This is a genomic window from Pseudomonas endophytica (genome assembly GCF_001411475.1).
In the GTDB taxonomy this organism is placed as follows: domain Bacteria; phylum Pseudomonadota; class Gammaproteobacteria; order Pseudomonadales; family Pseudomonadaceae; genus Aquipseudomonas; species Aquipseudomonas endophytica.
Genome location: NZ_LLWH01000209.1, coordinates 20,603 through 42,848, shown reverse-complemented (window position 1 = coordinate 42,848; position 22,246 = coordinate 20,603). Strand labels below are relative to the sequence as shown.

At 53.7% G+C, this 22,246-nt stretch carries 25 protein-coding genes and 1 pseudogene; 10 read left to right on the top strand and 16 right to left on the bottom strand.

The features are described 5' to 3' along the window. Window positions 1–6: 6 nt before the first annotated feature. Window positions 7–762, top strand: coding sequence for a methyl-accepting chemotaxis protein (locus AQS70_RS24345; RefSeq protein ID WP_420912360.1), 756 nt, complete (start codon window positions 7–9; stop codon window positions 760–762). 41 nt (window positions 763–803) lie between these two features. Here the strand turns inward: AQS70_RS24345 and AQS70_RS19525 are convergent, their stop codons facing one another. Genes AQS70_RS19525 through AQS70_RS19515 form a run of 3 tightly spaced genes read right to left on the bottom strand, consistent with a single transcriptional unit; the run spans window position 804 to window position 3,096 of the window. Continuing rightward, window positions 804–2,123: an ATP-binding protein gene (locus AQS70_RS19525; protein WP_055104387.1), complete on the bottom strand. Its 1,320-nt coding sequence runs from the start codon at window positions 2,121–2,123 to the stop codon at window positions 804–806. Further along, window positions 2,120–2,788 carry a response regulator transcription factor gene (locus tag AQS70_RS19520; protein WP_055104386.1) on the bottom strand — a complete coding sequence of 223 codons (669 nt, stop codon included), beginning with the start codon at window positions 2,786–2,788 and terminating at the stop codon, window positions 2,120–2,122. The genes AQS70_RS19525 and AQS70_RS19520 overlap by 4 nt, the downstream gene beginning before the upstream one ends. Beyond that, window positions 2,788–3,096: a PepSY domain-containing protein gene (locus AQS70_RS19515; RefSeq protein WP_055104385.1), complete on the bottom strand. Its 309-nt coding sequence runs from the start codon at window positions 3,094–3,096 to the stop codon at window positions 2,788–2,790. The genes AQS70_RS19520 and AQS70_RS19515 overlap by 1 nt, the downstream gene beginning before the upstream one ends. A 192-nt stretch (window positions 3,097–3,288) precedes the next feature. Here AQS70_RS19515 and queD point away from each other — a divergent pair, with 192 nt between their 5' ends. Next, a complete protein-coding gene (queD, locus tag AQS70_RS19510) occupies window positions 3,289–3,645 on the top strand; it encodes a 6-carboxytetrahydropterin synthase QueD (RefSeq protein WP_048386287.1) in 357 nt (118 codons plus the stop codon). 40 nt (window positions 3,646–3,685) lie between these two features. On the opposite strand, the pseudogene AQS70_RS19505 reads toward queD, so the two are convergent. From AQS70_RS19505 to AQS70_RS19480, 6 genes and pseudogenes are all read right to left on the bottom strand, one after another. Next, window positions 3,686–5,012: pseudogene (locus AQS70_RS19505) on the bottom strand (IS4 family transposase). A gap of 116 nt (window positions 5,013–5,128) precedes the next feature. Continuing rightward, a complete protein-coding gene (locus AQS70_RS19500) occupies window positions 5,129–7,201 on the bottom strand; it encodes an LTA synthase family protein (protein ID WP_055104383.1) in 2,073 nt (690 codons plus the stop codon). Window positions 7,202–7,527: 326 nt separating this feature from the next. Further along, window positions 7,528–8,403 carry a polyamine aminopropyltransferase gene (speE, locus tag AQS70_RS19495; protein WP_055104382.1) on the bottom strand — a complete coding sequence of 292 codons (876 nt, stop codon included), beginning with the start codon at window positions 8,401–8,403 and terminating at the stop codon, window positions 7,528–7,530. Window positions 8,404–8,608: 205 nt separating this feature from the next. Continuing rightward, window positions 8,609–8,800: a PLDc N-terminal domain-containing protein gene (locus AQS70_RS19490; RefSeq protein WP_055104381.1), complete on the bottom strand. Its 192-nt coding sequence runs from the start codon at window positions 8,798–8,800 to the stop codon at window positions 8,609–8,611. A gap of 84 nt (window positions 8,801–8,884) precedes the next feature. Beyond that, complete coding sequence (locus AQS70_RS19485) at window positions 8,885–9,415, bottom strand: hypothetical protein (RefSeq protein ID WP_055104380.1); 531 nt, start codon at window positions 9,413–9,415, stop codon at window positions 8,885–8,887. 70 nt (window positions 9,416–9,485) lie between these two features. Beyond that, window positions 9,486–10,019 carry an ankyrin repeat domain-containing protein gene (locus AQS70_RS19480; RefSeq protein ID WP_055104379.1) on the bottom strand — a complete coding sequence of 178 codons (534 nt, stop codon included), beginning with the start codon at window positions 10,017–10,019 and terminating at the stop codon, window positions 9,486–9,488. Between the two features lie 307 nt (window positions 10,020–10,326). Between AQS70_RS19480 and AQS70_RS19475 the strand changes: the two genes are divergently transcribed. Further along, complete coding sequence (locus tag AQS70_RS19475; protein ID WP_055104378.1) at window positions 10,327–10,605, top strand: DUF3509 domain-containing protein; 279 nt, start codon at window positions 10,327–10,329, stop codon at window positions 10,603–10,605. 79 nt (window positions 10,606–10,684) lie between these two features. Here the strand turns inward: AQS70_RS19475 and mtnC are convergent, their stop codons facing one another. The 5 genes from mtnC to aroC form a co-directional block, all read right to left on the bottom strand. Continuing rightward, complete coding sequence (gene mtnC, locus AQS70_RS19470; protein WP_055104377.1) at window positions 10,685–11,362, bottom strand: acireductone synthase; 678 nt, start codon at window positions 11,360–11,362, stop codon at window positions 10,685–10,687. Between the two features lie 9 nt (window positions 11,363–11,371). Next, window positions 11,372–11,917 (bottom strand): 1,2-dihydroxy-3-keto-5-methylthiopentene dioxygenase, encoded by a 546-nt coding sequence (locus tag AQS70_RS19465; RefSeq protein ID WP_055104376.1) that lies wholly within the window; start codon window positions 11,915–11,917, stop codon window positions 11,372–11,374. A gap of 101 nt (window positions 11,918–12,018) precedes the next feature. After that, window positions 12,019–12,639: a methylthioribulose 1-phosphate dehydratase gene (locus AQS70_RS19460; protein ID WP_055104375.1), complete on the bottom strand. Its 621-nt coding sequence runs from the start codon at window positions 12,637–12,639 to the stop codon at window positions 12,019–12,021. Next, window positions 12,636–13,784: an MFS transporter gene (locus tag AQS70_RS19455; protein ID WP_055104374.1), complete on the bottom strand. Its 1,149-nt coding sequence runs from the start codon at window positions 13,782–13,784 to the stop codon at window positions 12,636–12,638. The genes AQS70_RS19460 and AQS70_RS19455 overlap by 4 nt, the downstream gene beginning before the upstream one ends. Window positions 13,785–13,818: 34 nt before the next feature. Beyond that, window positions 13,819–14,910, bottom strand: a complete 1,092-nt coding sequence (aroC, locus tag AQS70_RS19450; protein WP_055104373.1) for a chorismate synthase — start codon at window positions 14,908–14,910, stop codon at window positions 13,819–13,821. Between the two features lie 145 nt (window positions 14,911–15,055). Here aroC and AQS70_RS19445 point away from each other — a divergent pair, with 145 nt between their 5' ends. Further along, window positions 15,056–16,051: an alpha/beta hydrolase gene (locus tag AQS70_RS19445; protein WP_055104372.1), complete on the top strand. Its 996-nt coding sequence runs from the start codon at window positions 15,056–15,058 to the stop codon at window positions 16,049–16,051. 59 nt (window positions 16,052–16,110) lie between these two features. Next, window positions 16,111–16,902 carry a hypothetical protein gene (locus AQS70_RS19440; protein ID WP_055104371.1) on the top strand — a complete coding sequence of 264 codons (792 nt, stop codon included), beginning with the start codon at window positions 16,111–16,113 and terminating at the stop codon, window positions 16,900–16,902. A 39-nt stretch (window positions 16,903–16,941) separates the two neighbouring features. Here AQS70_RS19440 and prmB read toward each other — a convergent pair whose 3' ends face one another. Then, complete coding sequence (gene prmB, locus AQS70_RS19435; RefSeq protein WP_055104370.1) at window positions 16,942–17,850, bottom strand: 50S ribosomal protein L3 N(5)-glutamine methyltransferase; 909 nt, start codon at window positions 17,848–17,850, stop codon at window positions 16,942–16,944. A 275-nt stretch (window positions 17,851–18,125) separates the two neighbouring features. On the opposite strand from prmB, the gene AQS70_RS19430 reads away from it, so the two are divergent. The 5 genes from AQS70_RS19430 (at window position 18,126) to AQS70_RS19410 (ending at window position 20,899) form a co-directional block, all read left to right on the top strand. Then, complete coding sequence (locus AQS70_RS19430) at window positions 18,126–18,716, top strand: cysteine hydrolase family protein (protein WP_055104369.1); 591 nt, start codon at window positions 18,126–18,128, stop codon at window positions 18,714–18,716. 147 nt (window positions 18,717–18,863) lie between these two features. Next, window positions 18,864–19,184: a hypothetical protein gene (locus AQS70_RS19425; protein WP_055104368.1), complete on the top strand. Its 321-nt coding sequence runs from the start codon at window positions 18,864–18,866 to the stop codon at window positions 19,182–19,184. Window positions 19,185–19,247: 63 nt separating this feature from the next. Next, complete coding sequence (locus AQS70_RS19420) at window positions 19,248–19,805, top strand: Smr/MutS family protein (protein ID WP_055104367.1); 558 nt, start codon at window positions 19,248–19,250, stop codon at window positions 19,803–19,805. A gap of 77 nt (window positions 19,806–19,882) precedes the next feature. Further along, window positions 19,883–20,428: a GTP cyclohydrolase I FolE gene (gene folE / locus AQS70_RS19415; RefSeq protein WP_003442011.1), complete on the top strand. Its 546-nt coding sequence runs from the start codon at window positions 19,883–19,885 to the stop codon at window positions 20,426–20,428. A 99-nt stretch (window positions 20,429–20,527) separates the two neighbouring features. Then, complete coding sequence (locus AQS70_RS19410; RefSeq protein WP_055104366.1) at window positions 20,528–20,899, top strand: glutaredoxin family protein; 372 nt, start codon at window positions 20,528–20,530, stop codon at window positions 20,897–20,899. Between the two features lie 127 nt (window positions 20,900–21,026). Here AQS70_RS19410 and AQS70_RS19405 read toward each other — a convergent pair whose 3' ends face one another. Next, window positions 21,027–22,193 carry an aminotransferase-like domain-containing protein gene (locus AQS70_RS19405; RefSeq protein ID WP_055104365.1) on the bottom strand — a complete coding sequence of 389 codons (1,167 nt, stop codon included), beginning with the start codon at window positions 22,191–22,193 and terminating at the stop codon, window positions 21,027–21,029. Window positions 22,194–22,246: the final 53 nt, after the last annotated feature.

Here is a 22,246-nt window from a genome sequence, read left to right as displayed (position 1 = left end):
GCTGGTATGGAGCAGCAATATCGCCAGGTTGATCAAGTTGCCACTGCGTCTCATGAGATGAGTGCAACAGCGCAGGATGTAGCACGCAGCGCGGCACAGGCGGCTCAAGCCGCCCGTAATGCCGATCAGGCAACACGTCAGGGCTTGACCATCATTGACCGCACAACCAACAGCATTGATCACCTTGCGGCTGATATGAGCGAGGCGATGACACAAGTGGAAGGTCTGGCTGCCAACAGCGAAAAGATTGGTTCAGTCCTTGAGGTCATTCGTGCGATTGCCGAACAAACCAATTTGCTCGCTTTGAATGCGGCGATTGAGGCAGCGCGTGCCGGCGAAGCGGGTCGTGGCTTTGCTGTCGTGGCTGACGAAGTTCGCAATCTGGCAAGACGTACTCAGGAGTCGGTCGAAGAAACCCGTCAGGTGATTGAACAACTACAAGTGGGCACTCAAGAGGTCGTGACGTCCATGGGCAACAGTCATCGACAGGCACAGGGTAGTGTCGAGCAAGTGGGGCAAGCGGTCAGCGCACTGCAACAAATCGGCGAGGCGGTGACAGTGATTACCGATATGAACTTGCAGATCGCCAGCGCCGCTGAAGAGCAAAGTGCCGTAGCCGAAGAGATTAACCACAACGTTGCCACAATTCGCGACGTTACCGAATCGTTGTCGGGGCAAGCTAATGAGTCAGCACGTGTTAGCCAGTCGCTTAATACGCTGGCGAATCAACAGCAAAACCTAATGGATCAGTTCCGGGTTTGATTTGTTGGAAAAGCGACGGCTGATTTATACAGTCGTCGCTTTTAACGTTTACGCTTTTGCAGTTCGATGATCACTAAGAGTCCGCCCATCGGGCCTGTTTCAAGCCGCATCTGCCCTCTCCAAGTGTCTACAATATCGCGCACAATACCCAATCCTAAGCCGTGGCCGCTGGTTTGCTCGTCTAGGCGAGTACCGCGACTGAAAACTTGGTCGCGTTCAGACTCAGGAATACCAGGACCATCGTCTTGAACCTCGATAATAAAGCCGCTCGAGTTTTGGCGAACACTCAGTTCAACGCAGGAGTCCGCCCATTTACAGGCGTTATCCAATAGATTACCGAGTAATTCAAGCATGTCTTCACGGTCCCAAGGCATATGCAAGCCCGGTGACGCATTCAGCGTTAGTTGAAGGTGATCGCCGTGAATCATGCCTAGAGTCGACAGCAGAGCGGGAAGCTCGGTATCGGCATCAAACTGTGCACCTGGCAGGGCATCACCGGCCAAACGAGCACGATTAAGCTCACGACTCATACGCTGTTGAATCTGCTCAAGTTGATCTCGCAGACTTTGCTGTAAGTGAGGATAGCCCTCAAGCTGCTGACCATTAATCAGACTGTATAAAACAGCCATAGGCGTTTTTAAGGCGTGGCCCAAGTTACCCAGAGCATTTCGCGAGCGCTTTAACGTGTCTTCGGTGTGGGCCAACAGATCATTAATTTGTGTGACCAACGGCTCAAGCTCAAGAGGAACCTGAGTATCCAGTTGTGAACGAAGACCTGATTGCAACTGAATAATTTGTTTACGCGCTGTATCCAGTGGCCGTAGTGATCGACGAACCATTAGCCGCTGCATAAGCAAAATGATCGTGAGAGCGAAGATGCCAATGCCCAAACCAATTTTTTGCACTTGCTTAAAGCTTTCACGTATAGGCGTGTAGTCCTGAGCTACTGTGATAGAAACAGGCTGACCAAAACGTTGATAATCGCTGCGCAGTAGCAACAACATCTGTTTATCTGGCCCAGGTTGAAGGGTCCTGTCCAGCCCATACTGCTTAGGCTTGGGTAATTTAGCGTCCCATAGCGAGCGCGAGCGCCAATGTGTGTCGCCAAATTCGATACTGAAATAATGCCCTGAAAAAGGTCGCTGATAGGCGGGTGAGAGGCGTCGCTCATCCAGTTGCAAGCCCTGAGTGCCGCGACTTATCGCAATTAACAGGTTTTCGCTGTCGTTTTGCAGGCCGGACTCTAAATAACGCTGTAGGCCACTTTCGAACAACCAAAGGCTGACCTGACTGACCGCTAAACCCGCTATCAACAAAACACTGAGCAAGCCAACACTCAAACGTCGTTGAATGGATTTCACTGGCCAGAAGCCCCAAAAATGTAGCCCTGCCCGCGTCGAGTTTCAATCACAGAGCGCCCGAGCTTACGCCGCAAGTGATTCACATGAACCTCTAACACATTGGAGTCGCGCTCAGTTTCACCGTTGTAAAGGTGCTCAGCCAAATGGCTTTTGGAGAGAATTTGCTGAGGATGGAGCATGAAATAGCGCAACAGGCGAAATTCGGAAGCAGTCAGCTGTACTTCACTCTCGCCACTCGTTACCGATTGGCGCGACTCATCCAAATGCAGACCGGCCGACTTCAATAGCGGCTGGTTGGACTGGCCATGTGAGCGACGCAAGAGTGCTTGTACTCGCAACTGCAGCTCTTCGGGATGGAAGGGTTTGGTCACGTAGTCATCAGCCCCGGCCTTGAGTCCCTCTATACGCTCAGACCATGAGCTACGGGCCGTAAGAATCAACACCGGCGTAGCCAGGCCTTGTGCGCGCCATTGCTTAAGAACGTCTATACCTGGAACTCCAGGCAACCCCAGATCCAGAATAATCAGATCATACGGCTCGCTTTGCCCCTGATAGAGGGCGTCCCGGCCATCTGCCAGCCAATCTACTGCATAACCCAAGCGCGTTAACTCGCCTACCAGTTCATCTGCCAGAGGGACGTGATCTTCTACAAGCAACAACCGCATTAATCATCAACCTCATCTTTGAGCCATTGGCCATTAGCGGCATTCAGCTTGAGCTCACGGACAACACCGTCCTGAGTCAGTAACTCAACTTCATACACATAAATATCGTCCTCCTCCTCAAGCTCCGCCTCTAGCAGCTTGGCACCTGGATGGCGCTCTAACGCCTTTTGGAGCAGCTCATGCAAAGGCTGGATGATGCCTTTCTCACGTAAACGTAACGCCTCGTCTTGGTCTAGATCCCGCGAGATGGCTACGCATGAAAAAATCACTAGCAATAGCGCAACAGAGCTACGAACGTACAGATTCACTGTAAACAATGACCTCCGACCTTTGCGACGTAAAAACTGCACTATAGCGCTATTCGCTTAAGCGAAACTGAAAATGCAGAGTGATAGCCTACCGGCCTAGAGCTATTTTCGTCAGCACTGCGTTAGCTGCTAAACTGCGGCCCTGCATTCACCGCCGAAGCGGTAGTCCCCCTTTTCAGAGCTATAAACATCGTGGAAATTTTTAAAGAGTTTACTTTCGAATCAGCGCATCGCCTGCCCTATGTACCTGAAGGACATAAATGCGGTCGTTTGCATGGTCATTCCTTCAAGGTTGCAATTCATTTGAGTGGCGACATCGATCCAGCAACGGGCTGGATTCGTGATTTTTCGGAAATAAAAGCGATTTTCAAACCGCTCTACGAGCAGCTTGATCATAACTATTTAAATGATATTCCTGGCCTAGAAAATCCAACCAGCGAAGTTCTTGCTAAGTGGATATGGCAGCAGCTTAAACCTCTGCTTCCAGAACTGTCTGCAATTAGGATTCATGAAACGTGCACCAGTGGCTGTATTTATTACGGCGACTAAACCGTGACATTAAAAAGCCACCCCAAACGGTTAATGCCAGTCAGTTAAGCTGACTGGCATTTTTATTTCTGATCGGATACTTCGGTGATTTGAGCCGGATGGCGCGAGGATAAATACGCTCCTCTCGCCGATGAGGCAGGACATAGTGCGGGGCTGAGGCATGAAGCTCGGCCAGGTACTTGGGGATGTTCCCGGAGCGGTCGGCCGAGACACTATTAATAAACCCTAAAATCGCCCAGGTACACGCGCTAAAGCTCATTTCACACGGGTAAATACCTGGACAGTGACGACTCATTTCCATCATCTGATAGCGCAACAAGTTGTAGCCCAGCAACACCCCCCACAGTTCCTGCTCGATCATCTCGGGTGTCTTGCTACGCAGCGTATAGCTGCTGTTGAGCAGAGTCTGTTTCATCTCTCGAAATCCTAATTCGATCTCCCAGCGCTGGCTGTACAGGTCGACGATTTCTTGGGAAGGGAAGCGGGTCGGCCATCGACGTCAGGATCTGACACACCTTGCCCTTGACGGTTTTGCTCAGGAGTCGCGCAGTCAGGCGCTCGGGCAGCCCCGGCCATTGTTTGCGGGCTTGCGGCGAAGTGCTTAACGAGACCACCGCATCCTGGCGCCCCAAACGCTGAACCACTTCGTACTGCGTGCCTTTTTTCAGTGGCATCAGCCAGTGGCGTTCGGTGCCTGCTTGCTGCCATTGGTGCAGCAAACCCAAGGAGTAAAAGCCGCGATCGAACAGGGTCAACGAGTGATCGGGCGTGGTGTCGATCAGTTGTTCGGCCAGCTTCATTTCGTTGCTGCGATAGCCATGAAGCGCGCTGCCGATCAGCATGTGGCTGGTCAATTCCATTTGGCAGACCATGCGCACCTGAGGAAAACCAGTGTCGCCATGCTGAGTGCTGGCCGAGTCGTAGCGCGCCCGATTTTCCGGGGTATCCGGTGTTCGCCAGACCACACCGTCGACGCCCAGCAAACGCAAGCCTGCCCAAGTTGGGTGATCCACGGCCGCATGCCAACTTTTCTGAGTCAGATGGAAGACCTGTCGGACAGCCTCGCAGCCCAACCGCTGACGGGTTTGAACCACAGCGCTGGGTGCCACCAACGGACGTTGGCCCGGCAGCATGATGTTCATGCGACTAACCACATCCCATGCCGACATGCGTCGAAAGAAGGCCATGGAAATCACGCACCAAAGCATCATTTCCAGCGGCAAACGCCGCTTGCGAAGGGTCGCCACACCGGCCTGTTCAAGGGCCTGCTCGACCAAAGAAGGATCGAGTAAAGAATCCAGTCCCTCGATTGAATTGGGAGTGGAGGCGATGTTGTGGGTCAGTTCCAGGGCCCGAGCGAGACGCATAAAAAAATCCGATGCCAGTACAGGCATCGGATTTTGATTTCTTGCGGCCAAAGGTCAAGCGAGAAGGCTTAACTGATCGGCATTAGCCATTTGGCCACTTTTTTAATGGCTAAAACTTACTTCGGATCAGCCACACCTGCGGTGTTATCCAACAAACTTTTGGTTGCTGTTTGCAAGAAGGCTTCAAGCTTCTTTTTAAGCTCAGCTTCTTCTGGCGAATTGGTCACCACTTTAGCGTCTGCATTAGGGCCTAGGTGATATTGCCAAACCTTGGCTGGCATATCTTTAGGCTGAACTAGCAAATGATCGCCGCTGATGATGGCCACTGTCTGATCACTGCCCGACGGCTTGATCACCCCTGAACCTTTATCGCCTTCAGGCAAGTTCAACAGATCGCGGCCCCAGCATTGCTGACGAAACTCACCACCCAAGCGGCCCATGATGGTTGGCACGATGTCGATCTGAGTGCCCACGGTGTCAACCCGCGCACCAAACTTCTCTTGAATGCCAGGCCCGATCAAGAGCAATGGCACGTTAAAGCGTCCAAGGTCCATTTCAGAGATCTGTTGCTCGTTACCAAAGCCATGGTCGCCCACGACTACAAACAGAGTTTCCTTGAAGTATGGCTCTTTGCGTGCCTTCTCGAAGAATTGCCCCAGCGCCCAGTCCGAGTAGCGCATGGCGGTCAAATGCTCATTCAACGAACCGCGATTGGTAACCGGCTCGACAGGCAACGGCGTCGGTAACGCATAAGGCGTATGGTTGGACAAGGTTTGCAGCAACGCATAGAACGGCTCTTTACCTTCGCGCTTTTTCAGTTCTTCAAGACCGCGGCTGAACATGTCTTGGTCAGACACGCCCCACGTAGGATCTGAGAACACAGGGTTCACGAAATCATTACGACCAATAAAAGTAGTCATGCCTTGGTTGCTGAAGAAACCCGACTGGTTATCCCAAGCAAAATCGCCGTTATACACATACACGTCATCAAAATTACGCGCACTGAGCAGTTCTGGCAGACCGGACAGTTTGTGGCTGCCTTCTGGGGTCTGCATCAGGTACTCAAAGCCTGGCAGGTTCGGGAAGCACGCCATAGTCGCGAACATACCTTGGTGGGTATGCGTTCCGTTGGAGAAGAAGCGCTCAAACAACAGGCCCTCTTTGGCCAAGTTGTCGAAGTAAGGCGTGACATTGCCCGTACGTCCCAACGCGCCCACCGAATGACCTGCAAAGCTTTCCATCAAGATAACCACAACGTTCTTGATCGGCAGGGTGTTTTGCACAGGCGGGGTGGTATCACGGCGTACCGGTGCAGTATCCGGATCAACCAGCTTGTCATTTTCGGTCAGCAACATGTCACGCACTGTCTGCTGAGCCTCAGGCTGCGGCAGGCTGGCTTTCCAGATGTTGGTGCGGTCGTCAGAGAAACGACTTTGTGCCGCAGAGATTAACGACAAAGAACCGTTAAGCCCTAACTGGTTGGCGAAGTTGGAGTCTGTTGTGTAGGCATCACCCCAGCGCAGCGGAGGACCTTGACGCAGCGTGCCGCGAGCAGCAACCACACATACGACCAAAACCACCATGAATATCGCAATGCGCGCATACCACGGCGCGACCGCGCGAGCAGCAGGCGCCGTCATTACTTGCGAGCGCGTCACGCGCTCTGCACCTTTGAACGCAAAGTACAGAATCACCGTACCCACGGCCCAAGCCAGCAAGTAGCGTACAACCGGGAACCCGTACCAGAGCATGCTCATTACGGTTTTCGGGTCTTCCTTCACATATTGAAAGACCAAACCATTCAGACGCTGGTGAAACTCACGGTAGAAGTCCATCTCCATTAGGCCCACAAACAGCGCCAAGCTGGAGGCCGCTGTAAGCCACAAGCGCATAGCGCCGCGCAACCGCATGGCATGCGCACTGAGCAACGACAGCAGCAGAGGAATACTGAGGTAAACCACAATGCGCAGGTCAAAACGCAGACCGTTGAAAAAAGCTTCGAGGAAAGTCGAAGCCGGGGTGTCCAGGATCATTTCCCGGTTGTAAACCAGCAATGCCACCCGCAACAGGGTAAACATCAGCATCATGATCAAGGCGCTGAGCAGCGTAAACGCCAGATGCGATTTAACGGTCGGTTGCAACACTCGCTTGGCAGCGTTCTGTTGTTTTAAGGCGTCCGGGTTTGCCATGTCGTTGTAGGACCCATTGGTTCAAGTTGAAGTGGCTTTTCTGTGCACGACCCGCACTTGCGCCAAGAGGCACTCGTGCAATGAGGTCATGCGCGGGCGGGCAAATGTTGCACGATCACCAGTGCTTTACCACTGATACTGCACGCATTTATACCCAAGGTTTGGCTCGGCATCTGAACAAAAAACTCAAGTCAATGCCATCTGAGTGGCAGCCGAGCCGACATTTTTCACGCAAATTGTCATAGACCGTACGTGAAAATTTTGTGCAGAGCATAATTTGAAACATAAGAAAGGGCCTCGAGGCCCTTTCTTATCCTAACAACCCATTAAACGTTGCTTGACTTATTAATTGCCTGCAAAACGTATTGCGGCAAAGCAAACGCGCCAATGTGTACTTCTGGATTGTAATAACGGGTCACGATGCCACTGCCGGCGAAACGCTGGCGTAAGGTTTCCAATGGCAACTTGCGGTAGTCGCTGTTGGTCGAGCCCCATGCAAATGTCATAGAGCCGCCGATATAGGTGGGTACTGCTGCTTGATAGAAGTGCCAATCGGCGAACAAACCGCGCATGCGCTGTGCGGTGGTTTTAACTTCTTCCAACTGCATAAACGGCGTGCCGTTTTGTGTCACCAATACACCGCCTTCATTTAGGCAACGGTGGCAGGCTTGATAGAAGTTTTCAGAAAACAAAACTTCACCGGGCCCAATCGGGTCGGTGGAGTCGGAAATAATCACGTCAAACTTTTCTTCAGTGGTTGCCACGAAGCGCATGCCGTCATCAATCACCAGCGTCAGCCGCGGATCGTCGTAAGCACCATTGGAGTGATTCGGTAGGAACTCTTTGCACATATCGACCACTGTGCCGTCGATCTCGACCATGGTGATATGTTCGATACCGGCATGTTTGGTCACTTCGCGCACCATACCGCCGTCACCGCCGCCAATGATCAACACACGCTTGACTGTGCCGTGAGCCAAAATCGGCACATGGGTCAGCATCTCGTGGTAGATGAACTCGTCCGCTTCTGTGGTTTGAATCACGCCATCCAGCGCCATCACCCGGCCCATCACCGGGTTTTCGAAAATCACCAAACGTTGGTGATCAGTGCGAACTTCGTGCAGCAGTTTGTCCATGCGAAAACGCTGGCCATAACCTTCATAGAGCGTTTCGAGATAGTCGGTGTTCAGTACTTCAGTCATGGGAAGTTCCTTTGAATGCAGATGGCAACGGACGGTCACCCGCCCAAGGTCGACAGCCAAATCGCTTGTCACTCTCGCAACAGACGTTTGCAACTGCCCAACAAAGGCGCGCATTCTACTTCGAGGAGCATGACAGGTCGAACCTTGACGCAGACAAACTCAACGGGGGCGACAAATACAACTGTCACCCCCGCTAATAGTCTACTTAGACGCGTACATTGCCCCGCGGCCCGGCAATAGCCCAAATGATCAAGCCCAATACTGGCAAGAAGATAATCAACAACACCCAGATAATTTTCATCCCGGTTCCGGTATTACTTTTGAGCACATTGATAATGGCCCAAATATCCAGCGCCAGAATAATCAGACCTATCAGACCATTAAACGTCGAACCCATGATGTTGCTCCAGAGTGAGTGCGTGTTCTCATAGGATAGTCGGGCGTTGCGAGGGTTCCGTGGCTTATTGCAGGTTTATACCCTTCAAACGTGAACTGCGACCTTCAGCGCTTCCAGCGAAGGCGCTGCGTTGATGCCAACTTCGGCACACAACTCCAGCACCCGCGGCACGTCACGGCCATACACCAGCACCATTTGCAACTCATCATCCAACGGCTGGCTAAGGTTCATCAGCACATAGCCACCGTTTTCAGGGTTCATGCTGCTCATCTGAATCTGAATGCGATTGAGCGCGGTCAATGCTTCGGTTTTAGCCAATTGCTTGGGCTTGATGTTGAAGGTAACGCTGGGGCCGAACGAAGCAACAATTTGGCTAAACAGGTCGACATAGGTATCGGCCTGAAACAGAACGGTTTCTGGCAAGCTACCGATTACAACCCACTCGCCTAATGGAATAGGAAAGCTATCGTCGTAATTGATGTCAGGATTTGCCGCAAGAAAGGCGTCTTGATCAGCGTAGGCTTGAGCCGCTTCATCAGCGATAGTGTGGATTTCCTCATCACCCATGCACCCAGAGCTAATTTTGCTGATGAGTTCTACAAGTGTGTTTTTCATGGGCGAGGCCTATCACAAGGAAAATTGAGGGCGCGCAGGATATATCAATTGCGCGCCTCAAGGGCGCTCATCAGTCCAATAGCTTATTCAGCAGCTCGATACTGTCGGTTGCGCCCATGGTCCTGGCTGCATCAAGTGCCGTGATTCCGTTAGCATCTTTGGCTTTAGGGTCGGCCCCTTTACTGATCAGGTACTCGATGATTTCGACACGATTGAACATCGCCGCCATCATCAAGGCAGTACGGCCATCAAACGAAGCCCCCTCAACTTGCGCCCCACCCTCAACCAGCGTTTTTACCATCTCCAAATTGCCCTTGAAGGCAGCACCGGCAATTGGGCTCTGACCATTGGCATTACGAATTTCAGGATCGGCCTTGTGCTCAAGCAGTACCTTCACAGCGTCAACATGACCGTGATAACTGGCCAACATCAGCAAGGTGTCGTCCTTGCTATTTCGCAGATTAGGCGGCAACCCTTTGCTCAACAGAGCGGCCAGCATTGCGGCGTCGCCTTCGCGGGCTTTATTGAACACCTGCTCAGCAAAGTCTGCCGCTTCCTCGGGGGTCATCTGCCGTGGTTGATCGACTGGCTGGTTATCTGACATTTGAGGCTCCACGTGGATTACGAAAAAACACAGTGTCGTGAGAGCCACTCACGGTGTCATCCCTTTTTTGCGTAATAGGGGGATAGAGACAATCAATCAGGACAAGACCGCCATGCAAAAAACAAAGCTGTGCGAATGGGCAAAATGCAGGATGCATGATGGCCATTCATGCAAAATGCACGAAATCCTAAATATGCTTAGTTTGTAACTGGTTGATTTTAAATGACTTTTTAAACATCTAATACTGGCACAAACGCTGCAACTTCTACTCCATGCAAGCACTGATGAGCTACTGGAGCTGAATCACATGAGCCTGATCCAAGAAAAATTCGCGTCACTGTTCTCCAACTATTCGGTCAACGTGAAACCTCGCCCGGACGGCGGTGTGCTGCTCACGTTGTGTGACAGCGATGGTAAACAGACTCAACGTGTGATTTCGTACGCTCAGTTGCATACGGCAGAACAGTTGACCTGGGTTATTAGCGCGATTCGACGCGACCTTGCTGGCACGGCCAGTGAACTGCCAACGATTTCGCTGCTACAAAGCCAACACCGCTTCGCCCTGCCGACCTATCACACGCGCTAATTTTGCAGTGTAGGAGCGAGTTTGCTCGCGATCTTTTAAACATCAAAAGATCGCGAACTAGCTCTTACACATTCAAAGATTAAATATCGATCTCGGCAAAGCTGCTTACCGTCAGATGATCACCTAGCTTCTCCCCGCCTTCTCGCGCTAAGCCGCAGGTTTGCATACCGGCTTCTTGCGCTGCATCCAACTCCTCGACAATGTCAGAAAGAAACAGGATTTTGCCTGCCGGGCAACCAATGGCTTCTGTGATGTGTCGATACGATTGGGCTTCACGCTTAGGCCCAGAAGTGGTGTCGAAATAGCCACTGAACAAGTCAGTCAAATCGCCCGCTTCAGAGCAGCCAAAAATCAACTGCTGCGCCTGAATCGAACCTGACGAATACACGTACAACTCATAGCCCTGCTCGTGCCAAGCGTTTAGCGCCGCCACTGCATCCGGGTAAACATGCCCCTTGAGCTCCCCCGTCTCGTACCCCTGCTTCCAGATCATGCCTTGCAAGGCTTTGAGTGGCGTGGCTTTGCGATCTTCGGCAATCCACTGCTGAAGAATCTCGATCACCCGCTCAACGTCTGCCTCAGGTTCACCACTGTCCAGACGTACTGCCCCCAGTTGCAGCGCCACCTCCGGTTCCTCAGCGTGATCACGGACGAATTCAGGGAGATGCTGAGCGGCATAGGGAAACAACACGTCAAACACAAAACTAACAGCGCTGGTGGTGCCTTCAATGTCAGTGAGGATGGCTTTGATCGGCATACAGATTCCTTAATCTTCGAGGCGCGGGAAGCGGCTGGCGATGTCTTCGCCGGTAAAATTAGCTACCCAGCCTTCGGGGTTATTGAATAACCGAATGGCCACAAAATGCGGGTGTTCACCCATGTCGAACCAGTGAGGCGTGCCCGCTGGCACTGAGATCAGGTCGTTTTTTTCACACAGCACCGCATACACATAATCGCCAATGTGCAGGGTAAATAGCCCGCGCCCAGCGACGAAGAAACGCACTTCATCTTCGCCGTGACGGTGCTCGTCAAGAAACTTGGCGCGAAGTTCAGCTTTTTGTGGATGGTCGCTGTTCAGGCTGATCACGTCGACAGTGACATAGCCTTGCTCGGTCATCAGCTGATCAATTTGAGTGCGATACGCACTGATCACCTCATCTTGACTGGCGCCCGGCTGAATCGGCGCAGCCGCCTGCCAGCGCTCAAAACGCACGCCCTGCTCTGCCAGCGTAGAGGCAATGTCATCCACATGCGTCAACACCTTGTTGGGCAAGTCAGGGCTCGAAACGTGGTAAACGGAAAGGCTGCTCATAGATGTAGTTCCTCAGCTTCGGCATGCACTTTCGGCTTTTTTAGGCCGTTCAGGCAGACCGTTCAAATCAGGCGGTGAGCTTCTTCGAGGTGAAGTCAGCGTTAACGGTTGAGTACGGCACGGGTTTTCAGTTCGCATTCAAACAAAAACTCGAAAGCTTCAATCTGACGCAAAGCATCGCTCATTCGCGCACCCCACGTGTAGAGGCCATGCCCGCGGATCAAATACCCCACGCAATCAGGGTGCGCATCCAACCAAGGCTGAACCTTAGCGGCCAAACGCTTGATGTCTTGATCGTTATCAAAAATCGGCACTAACACCTTCGACTCATGAGTCGAAATGCCACTAAAGGCTTTTTGAAGCTCGTAGTCTTCGAATTCCAGCCTGTCACCCGGCGTCAAACGCGACAACACCGTGGCATTCACTGAGTGCGTGTGCAGCACCGCACCGATCTCCGGGCGCCAGCTGTAAAGCTGGGTGTGCAACAAGGTTTCCGCAGAAGGCTTTTTGCCGGGTTCTAGGCTGTTGCCGGACAAATCCGTGCTCAGCACGTCATCAAGACCCAGTTGGCCTTTGTGCTTGCCAGAAACCGTCAGCAAGGCTTCGGTGGCCGACAAGCGCGCCGAATAGTTGCTGCTGGTGGCTGGCGACCAGCCGCGACCATATAAAAAACGCCCGGCTTCAATGATTTCCAGGCTTAAGTGTTGACGGGTAAGGCTCATGCCCTGTCCTCTTGCAATCGAGTAGCGATGATAACGGCTGCAGCCAGCGCTGCGAGGCTCGCCATACTAAAGGTGATAGTAGGGCCCAGAGTGTTCCAACTGTAACCGGCATATAAGGCTCCGGCCGCGCCGCCCACACCCGCCAAGGTGGCATACAACGCTTGCCCCTGCCCTTGTTGGCCAGGGCCAAAGCTGCGTTGGACGAAACTCATGGCAGACGCATGAAAACTGCCGAAGGTCGCCGCGTGCATCAGCTGTGCCAACAGCAACACCCATAGATACTCAGCAAACGAACCCAGTAACAGCCAGCGCAAGGCCGCCAAGACAAAGCTGGCCATCAGCACACGGCGTAGGGAAAACCTCAGCAAAATGCGGCGCATGGCCAAAAACATCAACACTTCAGCCACCACCCCCAACGCCCACAACAAACCAATCACCCCTCGGCTATACCCTAAATCTTCAAGGTGCAGGGTGATAAAGGTGTAATACGGACCATGGCTCATTTGCATCAGCGCAACGGTGATGTAAAAAGCCGGCACCCCTGGGCTGAGTAACTGCTTTAAAAAGCCGCCCTCTATGGCTTTTCGGCCCTGACTCGAGGGCTGGGCATTGGGCACCCACAAACTGCATAACACAATGCCAGCCATGACCACGACCAGCGCGACGGGGTAAATATCTAGGCTCAACCACTCAAATAAACGGCCTAAAATAATCACTGTCAGAATGAAACCAACCGACCCCCACAAACGCACCTGACTGTAACGTTCAGGTTGCTCGCGCAAGTGGGCGAACGTAATGACTTCAAACTGAGGCAGTACGGCATGCCAAAAAAACGCATGTAACGCCATCACCAACGCCAACCACGCGTAGCTCTTACTGATAAAGATCAGACTGAACCCCAGCAAGGTGCAAAGCGCACCCAGCCTTACGATCAGCAGGCGCTTGCCGGTGTAATCGCCAAGCCATCCCCACAAATTGGGCGCCACACAACGCATCAGCATCGGAATAGCGACCAACTCGCCAATCCGCGCACTGGAAAACCCAAGGTGATGGAAATACAGCGCCAGAAAAGGCGCTGTAGCTCCCAGTAAAGCGAAGTAAAAAAGGTAAAACCCTGACAACCGCCAGTAAGGAAGAGGCGCCATCGTCGTCAGACCATAGCGCTTAACGATCGCAGTCTCACAACTGGCCCAGTACAGGCGTACTGACACGCACCTCGGCATTTTGCCCGCGATGACGCAGCAGATGGTCCATTAACACAATAGCCATCATGGCCTCGGCAATCGGTGTTGCTCGAATGCCGACACACGGGTCATGGCGCCCTTTGGTGATCACGTCAACCGGGTTGCCGTCTTTATCAATCGAACGGCCCGGCGTGGTAATGCTCGAGGTTGGCTTGAGCGCTAAGTGCGCCACAATCGGCTGACCTGACGAAATCCCCCCTAAAATGCCGCCCGCGTTATTGCTGAGGAAGCCTTGCGGGGTCAGTTCGTCTCGGTGTTCGGTGCCGCGTTGAGCAACGCTGGCAAAACCGGCACCAATCTCGATGCCCTTGACCGCGTTGATGCTCATCAGTGCGTGGGCCAGCTCGGCATCCAGACGGTCGAAAATAGGCTCGCCCAACCCTGGAATCACACCCTCGGCGACCACAGTGATTTTGGCCCCGACCGAATCCTGATCACGGCGCAGTTGATCCATGTAAGCCTCAAGTTCAGGCACTTTGTCGGGATCAGGGCTGAAAAAGGCGTTTTCTTCGACCGAGTCCCAGGTTTTGAAAGGGATTTCAATCGGACCCAACTGGCTCATGTAGCCGCGAATCACAATGCCTTGGGTGGCCAGATACTTTTTCGCAATCGCCCCAGCTGCAACCCGCATGGCAGTTTCACGTGCAGAACTGCGTCCGCCTCCGCGATAATCGCGCTCACCGTATTTATGGTGGTAGGTGTAATCGGCGTGAGCCGGACGGAACAGATCTTTAATGGCCGAGTAGTCCTTGGACTTCTGGTCGGTATTGCGGATCAGTAAACCAATGGCACAGCCTGTGGTACGGCCTTCAAACACACCGGAGAGAATCTCGACTTCGTCGGCTTCTTGACGCTGTGTAGTGTGACGGCTAGTGCCCGGTTTGCGGCGATCCAGGTCACGTTGCAGGTCTTCCAGAGACAGCTCAAGCCCGGATGGACAGCCATCTACAATAGCGACCAACGCCGGGCCATGGCTTTCGCCAGCGGTGGTAACAGTGAACAGCTTGCCGAAGGTATTGCCGGACATTCAGGGCGCTCCGTGAAAATCAGCCTATAAACCAGGCTTGGATAACTAAGCGCGCCAGTATACGCAGGCTGCCTCAGTAGTTCATCCTCCAACCTTACTCATCCGGGTTTGTGCAACCGGCACTTTAAACAATGATGGCGTGACGATGCTGCGAATACTCTTTTTGGTTCTAACCTTGTTCGGCACTCAAGCCTTTGCGGCAATCCAGTCCAACGTATTGTTGCGCCCCATTGAGCTCGATACTGGCTCCGGGACACTGTATGGCTCACTGGTATTGCCAAAAAGTGACAAGCCAGTGCCGGTGGTTTTGCTCATTGCCGGATCCGGGCCTACCGACCGAGATGGCAACAACCCTATCGGCGGACGCAACGACAGCCTAAAAAAACTCGCCTGGCGCCTAGCGCAAAACAACATTGCCAGCGTGCGTTTTGACAAACGCGGCATTGCGCAAAGCCAACCTGCCGGGCCAGATGAGCGGCAATTGAGCCTGGACCAATACGTGACTGACGCTGTGGCATGGGGCGATAAGCTCAAGGCCGACCCGCGCTTTAGCAAAGTATTTGTCTTGGGGCATAGCGAAGGCGCACTCATTGCGGCCTTGGCCGCCCCGCGTATGGACGCCGCTGGCGTGATCTCAATTGCAGGCTCGGGGCGGCCAGTCGGCCAGTTGCTACGTGAGCAATTACAGCGCAACAATTTGCCACCCGCTCTGCTCAAACGCAGCCTCGAGCTGATCAGCAGCCTCGAAGCCGGACACACCGACAATAACGTACCGCCCGATCTCGAAGCGATTTTCCGCCCTAGCGTGCAGCCTTACCTAATCAGCTTGCTGCATTACAACCCGGCAAAAGCCTTTGCTGCATTGAAGATGCCAGCGATGATTATTCAGGGCACTCACGACATTCAGGTCGATGTCAAAGACGCGCGCCTGCTTAAAGCCGCCAAGCCTGACGCCTCCCTGACACTGGTCCACGGCATGAACCACGTGATGCGGATTGTGCCGATGGACATGAAGCGCCAAATCATGTCCTACAACGACCCTAATCAGCGCTTAGCAGGTGAAGTCGGTGATCGGATTGTGCGCTTTATCGCAAAAGTGAATGCAAGCAAACCCTCCAGTCCTGCGCATAACGGCCGATAAGTCATTGTCGGCCGTCTACATTGAGCCGACATATCGGGCTTGCACAGGATTTTGCCGCTATGAGCGACACCCCATCACACTCCGCCGACTCATCCGAGTCGGCAACGCCAGAGACTGCCTCCCGGCCTTGGGCTGACGTGCAGCCCGAGCATTTCAAAATGCTGCGCTTGGCGCCGCTGCCCATAGATCGCAGCACCGGAGCGCGGCCATTGCGGTTCGTTCAGTTTGGCTATGCAGAACGTCACAGCAAGGCGCTAAGCTTGCTGCGACTGAGCGTTTCAGTGCCTGGGCAACACCTGCGCAAAGAGCAAAACCAACTCGATATCTGGCTCGATCACAGCATTCAACGCGTGAGCATCAGCCCAGAACGAGGTTTGCTGACGGAGCCCTTAAACCGAGGCATCGGCGGCTTTCTCATCGCACAGGGTGCGCAATGGGTGCAAAAAAAATGGCCGACTTATTGCTTTGAAAGCCTTGATCTGCCAGCCAAGTACGCCCTTCAAGAAGACATGCGCCTGCGCCGTGATCATTGCTTGCGCACGCAAGGGTTTGATGTGGTCTACGAAGACGCCCTCTTGCTCAAGGCGCGAATTGAAGCGGGTCAAGCCGCTGATCTATACACCACGTGGAACAACGAAAAAATTCAGTTCGTCGAGATCCTCGACGCTGCTCAGATGCTCCAGCAAGCCGAGCAAAACTTGCAGGAACAAGAGCTGAAGCTGCGTGGCAAGGACGAAAGAATCAGCAAGTACCAGCGTGAAGACACAGGCTTGCGCTTCACCATCGCGTGTCTGGTGGCATTTGCGGTGTTTCAGGCAGGACTACTCATCTGGATTGCCACACATCGCTGAAGGCAGGCACACAGAGAGCGGCCTGCCGGGCTTGAGCGTTTAGATTCGAGCCGCGAACAGGGCTTGATGCTCACGGCATTGCTCAGCCGTCAACATAAACACCCCGTGACCGCCGCGTTCAAAGTCGAGCCAAGCAAAATCCACTTCCGGGTACAGCGCTTCAACATGCACTTGGCTGTTACCGACTTCAACAATCAACAATCCTTTTTCGGTCAAATGATCAGCGGCTTCTGCCAGCATCCGACGAACCAGGTTCAAACCGTCATCACCACATGCCAGCCCCAGTTCAGGCTCGTGCTGATATTCAGCGGGCATGTCGGCGAAGTCTTCAGCATCCACATACGGCGGGTTCGACACGATCAAGTCAAAACGCTGGCCCGGCAAACCTTCGAAACCATCACCCTGAACCGTGTACACGCGCTCATCCACGCCGTGGCGCTCAATGTTTTGATTGGCCACTTCAAGTGCTTCAAACGACAGGTCAGCCAGTACAACCTCGGCATGTTGAAACTCATCAGCGCAGGCAATACCAATGCAACCCGAGCCGGTGCAAAGGTCGAGAATGCGCGCAGGCTCTGTGCCCAGCCACGGTTCAAAACGTTTTTCGATCAACTCGCCGATTGGGGAGCGTGGAATTAGCACACGCTCATCGACAATAAACGACATACCGCAGAACCACGCTTCACCTAGCAGGTAAGCCGTTGGCACGCGCTCTTCAATGCGGCGTTTAAGCAAATGCTGCAGGTTAACCAGTTCGTCGTCTTCAAGACGGCAATCGAGGTAGCTGTCAGCAATCTCCCACGGCAGATTCAACGCACCCAACACCAGTTGACGCGCTTCGTCCCAAGCGTTGTCGGTACCATGACCGAAGAACAGATCTTCCCCATGAAAATGGCTAACGGCCCAGCGAATATGGTCGCGCAGTGTGCGCAGTCGGGAAGTGATCAACGGACTTACTCCTCAAAATCGACCGGCGATTCTAACAGTCAAACTCCGGCACGGCCAAAGTTGTGCCCGACGGCACTGCAAGCGCCCCTATTTCTGACCGATCGAATACGCTGTAAAAAACTTAAAATCGTTACATTTCGGATGCCTATACGCCCTACCAATCCTTCTTGACATCGCTACAGGCCAACAACGGCGTGGCTTACACGACTGCCCATTCACATAAACGCTCCGCCAGTGGAGAATGTCGCAAAAGCCCCACACAAAGGAGCCCCCGAATGTCCGCTTTAAAGACGATGTTTCAACTCACTGGGCGTGGTTATGCCGCAGCTAATCTGAGCAATGCGAGCCTGCTGATCATTGATGCGCAAAAAGAATACTTGGAGGGCCCGCTGGCCTTGACCGGAATGAAGTCCGCTACCGCTAACATCGCCCTTTTGCTGGAGGCCGCCCGCAAGGCCAAGCGCCCGGTAGTCCATGTTCGCCACCTAGGCACTGTAGGCGGCATGTTCGACCCACAAGGCGAGCGTGGCGAATTCATCCCGGGGCTTGAGCCCATCGGTGATGAAGTGATCATCGAGAAGCGTATGCCAAACGCCTTCAACGATACCGGCCTGCAAAGCACACTGGAAAAACTCGGCTCCTTGGACTTAATCGTCTGCGGCTTCATGAGCCACTCCAGCGTCAGCACCACCGTGCGCGCAGCCAAAGACTATGGCTTGCGCTGCACATTGGTTGAGGATGCCTGCGCCACGCGCGACCTGCCCACCGCCACCGGCATCATCAGCGCGGCAGATGTGCAAAGAACTGAAATGGCAATCATGAATGACAACTTCGCCACCCTGACCGTGACCAAAAACCTGATCTGAGCCTGTCATTGACTGATAGGCGGCAGACCTCTACCGCCTATCTGCAGCCTTGCTGAAGGCCTGCTTAACTCTGTTTTCAGAGCAGCTCAGGAACAACCTGCCCATGTTCCTGTCTGAAGGGCCGACACCCTATAAGGAAAGATCGGAATGAAGATCTCCGATGGTTTTGATGCACGACGCTTACGCCCTAAAGAAAACCGAAACTGGCGAGCACGACTGGCGCTGACACTGGCCATCTTGCTGACACTGGCTGGCGTAGTGATTCTGCTGACCGGCGCCAGCAGCTTGATCGGCCACCCGGCGGCTTTAGGCGATCTGAATGCCAACCCCACCGCAGCAGTGCTAGTGCTGGTCGCAGGGCTGTTGGTCAGTTGGTTAGGCATAGCGCTATGGCGCCGCAACCGTCGCCGCCTGCGCCAACCGTCTGGTTTGAACATGGCCCCACACCTAATGAAAAAGCGCGACTAAGAGACATCGCCACACCGATTGTCGTCGACTTGGGTAAACTGTGCGCCCTTCGCGGAGGCTGACATGCAAGACGACGACTTTTCCCTGTTCAAAAACGAGATACGTGGCGTCAAACCGATCAAACATGATCGCGCCGACACAGGCAAACCCAAAACTGACCGCGCCCAACTGGCCAAACTGCGCCAAAACGCTATCGTGCGCACTCACACGACGATCATTGACGGCTTGTCAGACCAATTTGTGATTGACGTTGGCCCAGAAGATCAACTGCATTGGGCGCGCGATGGCGTGCAAGAAAGCCAGATGCGTAAGCTCAAACTCGGGCAGATCAGCTTTGAAGGCAGCCTGGACTTACACGGCATGACTGTCGAAAAAGCCCGCGAAACGCTGTGGGAGTTCCTCAGCGAAGCCACTCGCCTTGAAGTGCGCTGCGTTCGAGTCACACACGGCAAAGCGGTCCGCCTAGACGGCAAAAAACCGATGATTAAAAGCCACGTCAACACGTGGTTGCGCCAACACACTAAAGTCTTGGGTTTCTGCTCTTGCCAAGCCAAGCATGGCGGCGCCGGAGCGGTTTACGTCATGCTTAAACGCACCATGATGGAAGGCCGCGACGAGTAGCCGCGTATCACCACACTTGCAGCGCCGAGTCAGCCCCCGTACCCTTGCTCTTTGCGAAAAATCCGACAGGTAGATTAATGTCCCTGGAACAAAATTACACCGCCATCCTCGGTCAGCTTGGCGAAGACGTGTCCCGTGAAGGTCTGTTGGACACCCCAAAGCGTGCCGCCAAAGCCATGCAGTACCTTTGCCGCGGTTATGAGCAGACGCTTGAAGAAGTCACCAACGGTGCCTTGTTCAGCTCTGACAACAGCGAAATGGTGTTGGTCAAGGACATCGAGCTGTACTCGTTGTGCGAGCACCACTTGCTGCCATTCATTGGCAAAGCTCACGTGGCTTACATTCCGAGCGGTAAGGTGCTGGGCTTATCGAAGGTTGCGCGCATCGTTGATATGTACGCTCGACGCCTGCAAATTCAGGAAAACCTGAGCCGCCAGATCGCCGACGCAGTAATGCAAGTCACTGGCGCCTTGGGCGTTGCGGTGGTGATTGAAGCCAAGCACATGTGCATGATGATGCGCGGGGTTGAGAAGCAAAACTCGTCCATGATCACGTCGGTGATGCTGGGTGAGTTCCGCGAAAATGCGGCCACTCGTAGCGAATTTCTCAGCTTGATCAAATGATGCAAACGCAAAAGAGCCGGCGTTCATCGCCGGTTTTTTTTCGCCAGCCTTTTTCGGCTAAGCTTCGACCTTTATTGACTTGCCCATGAGGCTTTTACTGTGTTTATCAAAGCGCTTCGCATCGGTTTAGGGCAATTGGTTATTGCTGGCGATTTCATTACCCGCCCTAGCAAAAAACAGCGCCCAGCGGCTGCCCAGGCACAGGTTGACCAAGCGGCCAAAAGCCTGACGCTGTACCAGTTTCATGCCTGCCCGTTCTGTGTCAAAACCCGTCGCAACCTGCGCCGCCTGAACGTACCGGTGACCTTGCGTGATGCTAAAAATAACGCGCAAGATCGCAACACCTTGCTGGAGCAAGGCGGCAAAATAAAAGTCCCTTGCCTGCGGATCGAAGAAGACGGCAAGACCACTTGGATGTACGACTCCAAAGTGATCATTGATTACTTGAATCAGCGATTCGCCAACGTTTAAAGGCCTGTAGGAGCTGCCGCAGGCTGCGATCTGTTGATATTTAGATCAAAAGATCGAAGCCTGCGGCAGATCCTACTCGCTTGGGTGCGCTAACGCGGCTCGGTCGGCAAACATTCATCACAACGCTCTAAGCCGCCTGTGCGGCTTGTGCTTGACGGATAACACCCGCCAGACGCCTAAGACCTTCGTGCAAACGTTCCGGATTAACGTGACTGAAATTCAGACGCAGACTACCGATGTTTTGATCCGGGTTGGCGAAAAATGGCTCGCCTGGCATAAACGCTACGTCTTGCGCCAGCGCGGGTTGGAGTAAAGTCCGGGTATCCAGTGGCTGCTTAAGGGTCAGCCAAAAGAACAGCCCGCCTTGGGGCACTTGCCAGTCGGCAAGGTCGGCGAAATGCTGCTCCAACGCCTCCTGAAAGTCATCACGGCGCACGCGATAGAAATCACGCAGCTGAGCAAGATGGTTGGACATTTTTTCAGTACCAATCCACTGCAACGCCTGCCATTGCCCCATACGGTTGGTGTGCAGATCCGCAGACTGCTTAAGCCGCAGCAGATGCGGGAATAAATCTGGGCTCGCAATCAGAAAGCCAACTCGCAACCCCGGCAGCAGCGTTTTCGACACGGTGCCGGTGTAGATCCAACTGGCCTTTTGCAGACGGCTGACAATCGGCGTCGCACTGCCGCCGTCGAAGCTCAGTTCGCGGTAGGGCTCGTCTTCAATCAGGGTTACACCGAACTCATCCAGCAACGCGGCGACCGCATCACGTTTGGCTTCGCTGTAACGCACGGCAGATGGGTTTTGGAAGGTCGGAATCAGGTACATAAAAGCTGGCCGATGAGTCTCCAACTGAGTCCGCAGCGCGGCCAGATCCGGCCCATCAGCTTGCAGCGGGAGCGTCAGGCACTCGGCGCCGAACAGTTGGAAGATTTGCAGCGCCGCCAGATACGTCGGCGCTTCGAGCATGATTTCAGTGCCTTTGTCGATGTACAGTTTGGCGGCCAGATCAAGCGCCTGCTGCGAACCGCTCAGTACTAATACTTGGCTCGCATCGCATTTTATCCCCAGTGCGCGGGCTTCTGCGGCCAGCACTTCGCGCAGGGCGGGCTCGCCTTCGCTCATGCCGTATTGGCCGAGCGAAACAGGCATGTCAGTCCAGTCAACCTTTGGCAACATAGATTCTGCCGGCAGCCCCCCAGCAAATGACATCACTTCTGGGCGCTGAGCTGCGGCCAGAATTTCACGAATCAAAGAACTTTTAAGGCGGGACGCACGTTCGGAAAAGGCCATTCAGATCACCGCTAGCAGAATTAAATGGAAATAAGTCAAACTGGTTGACCGAA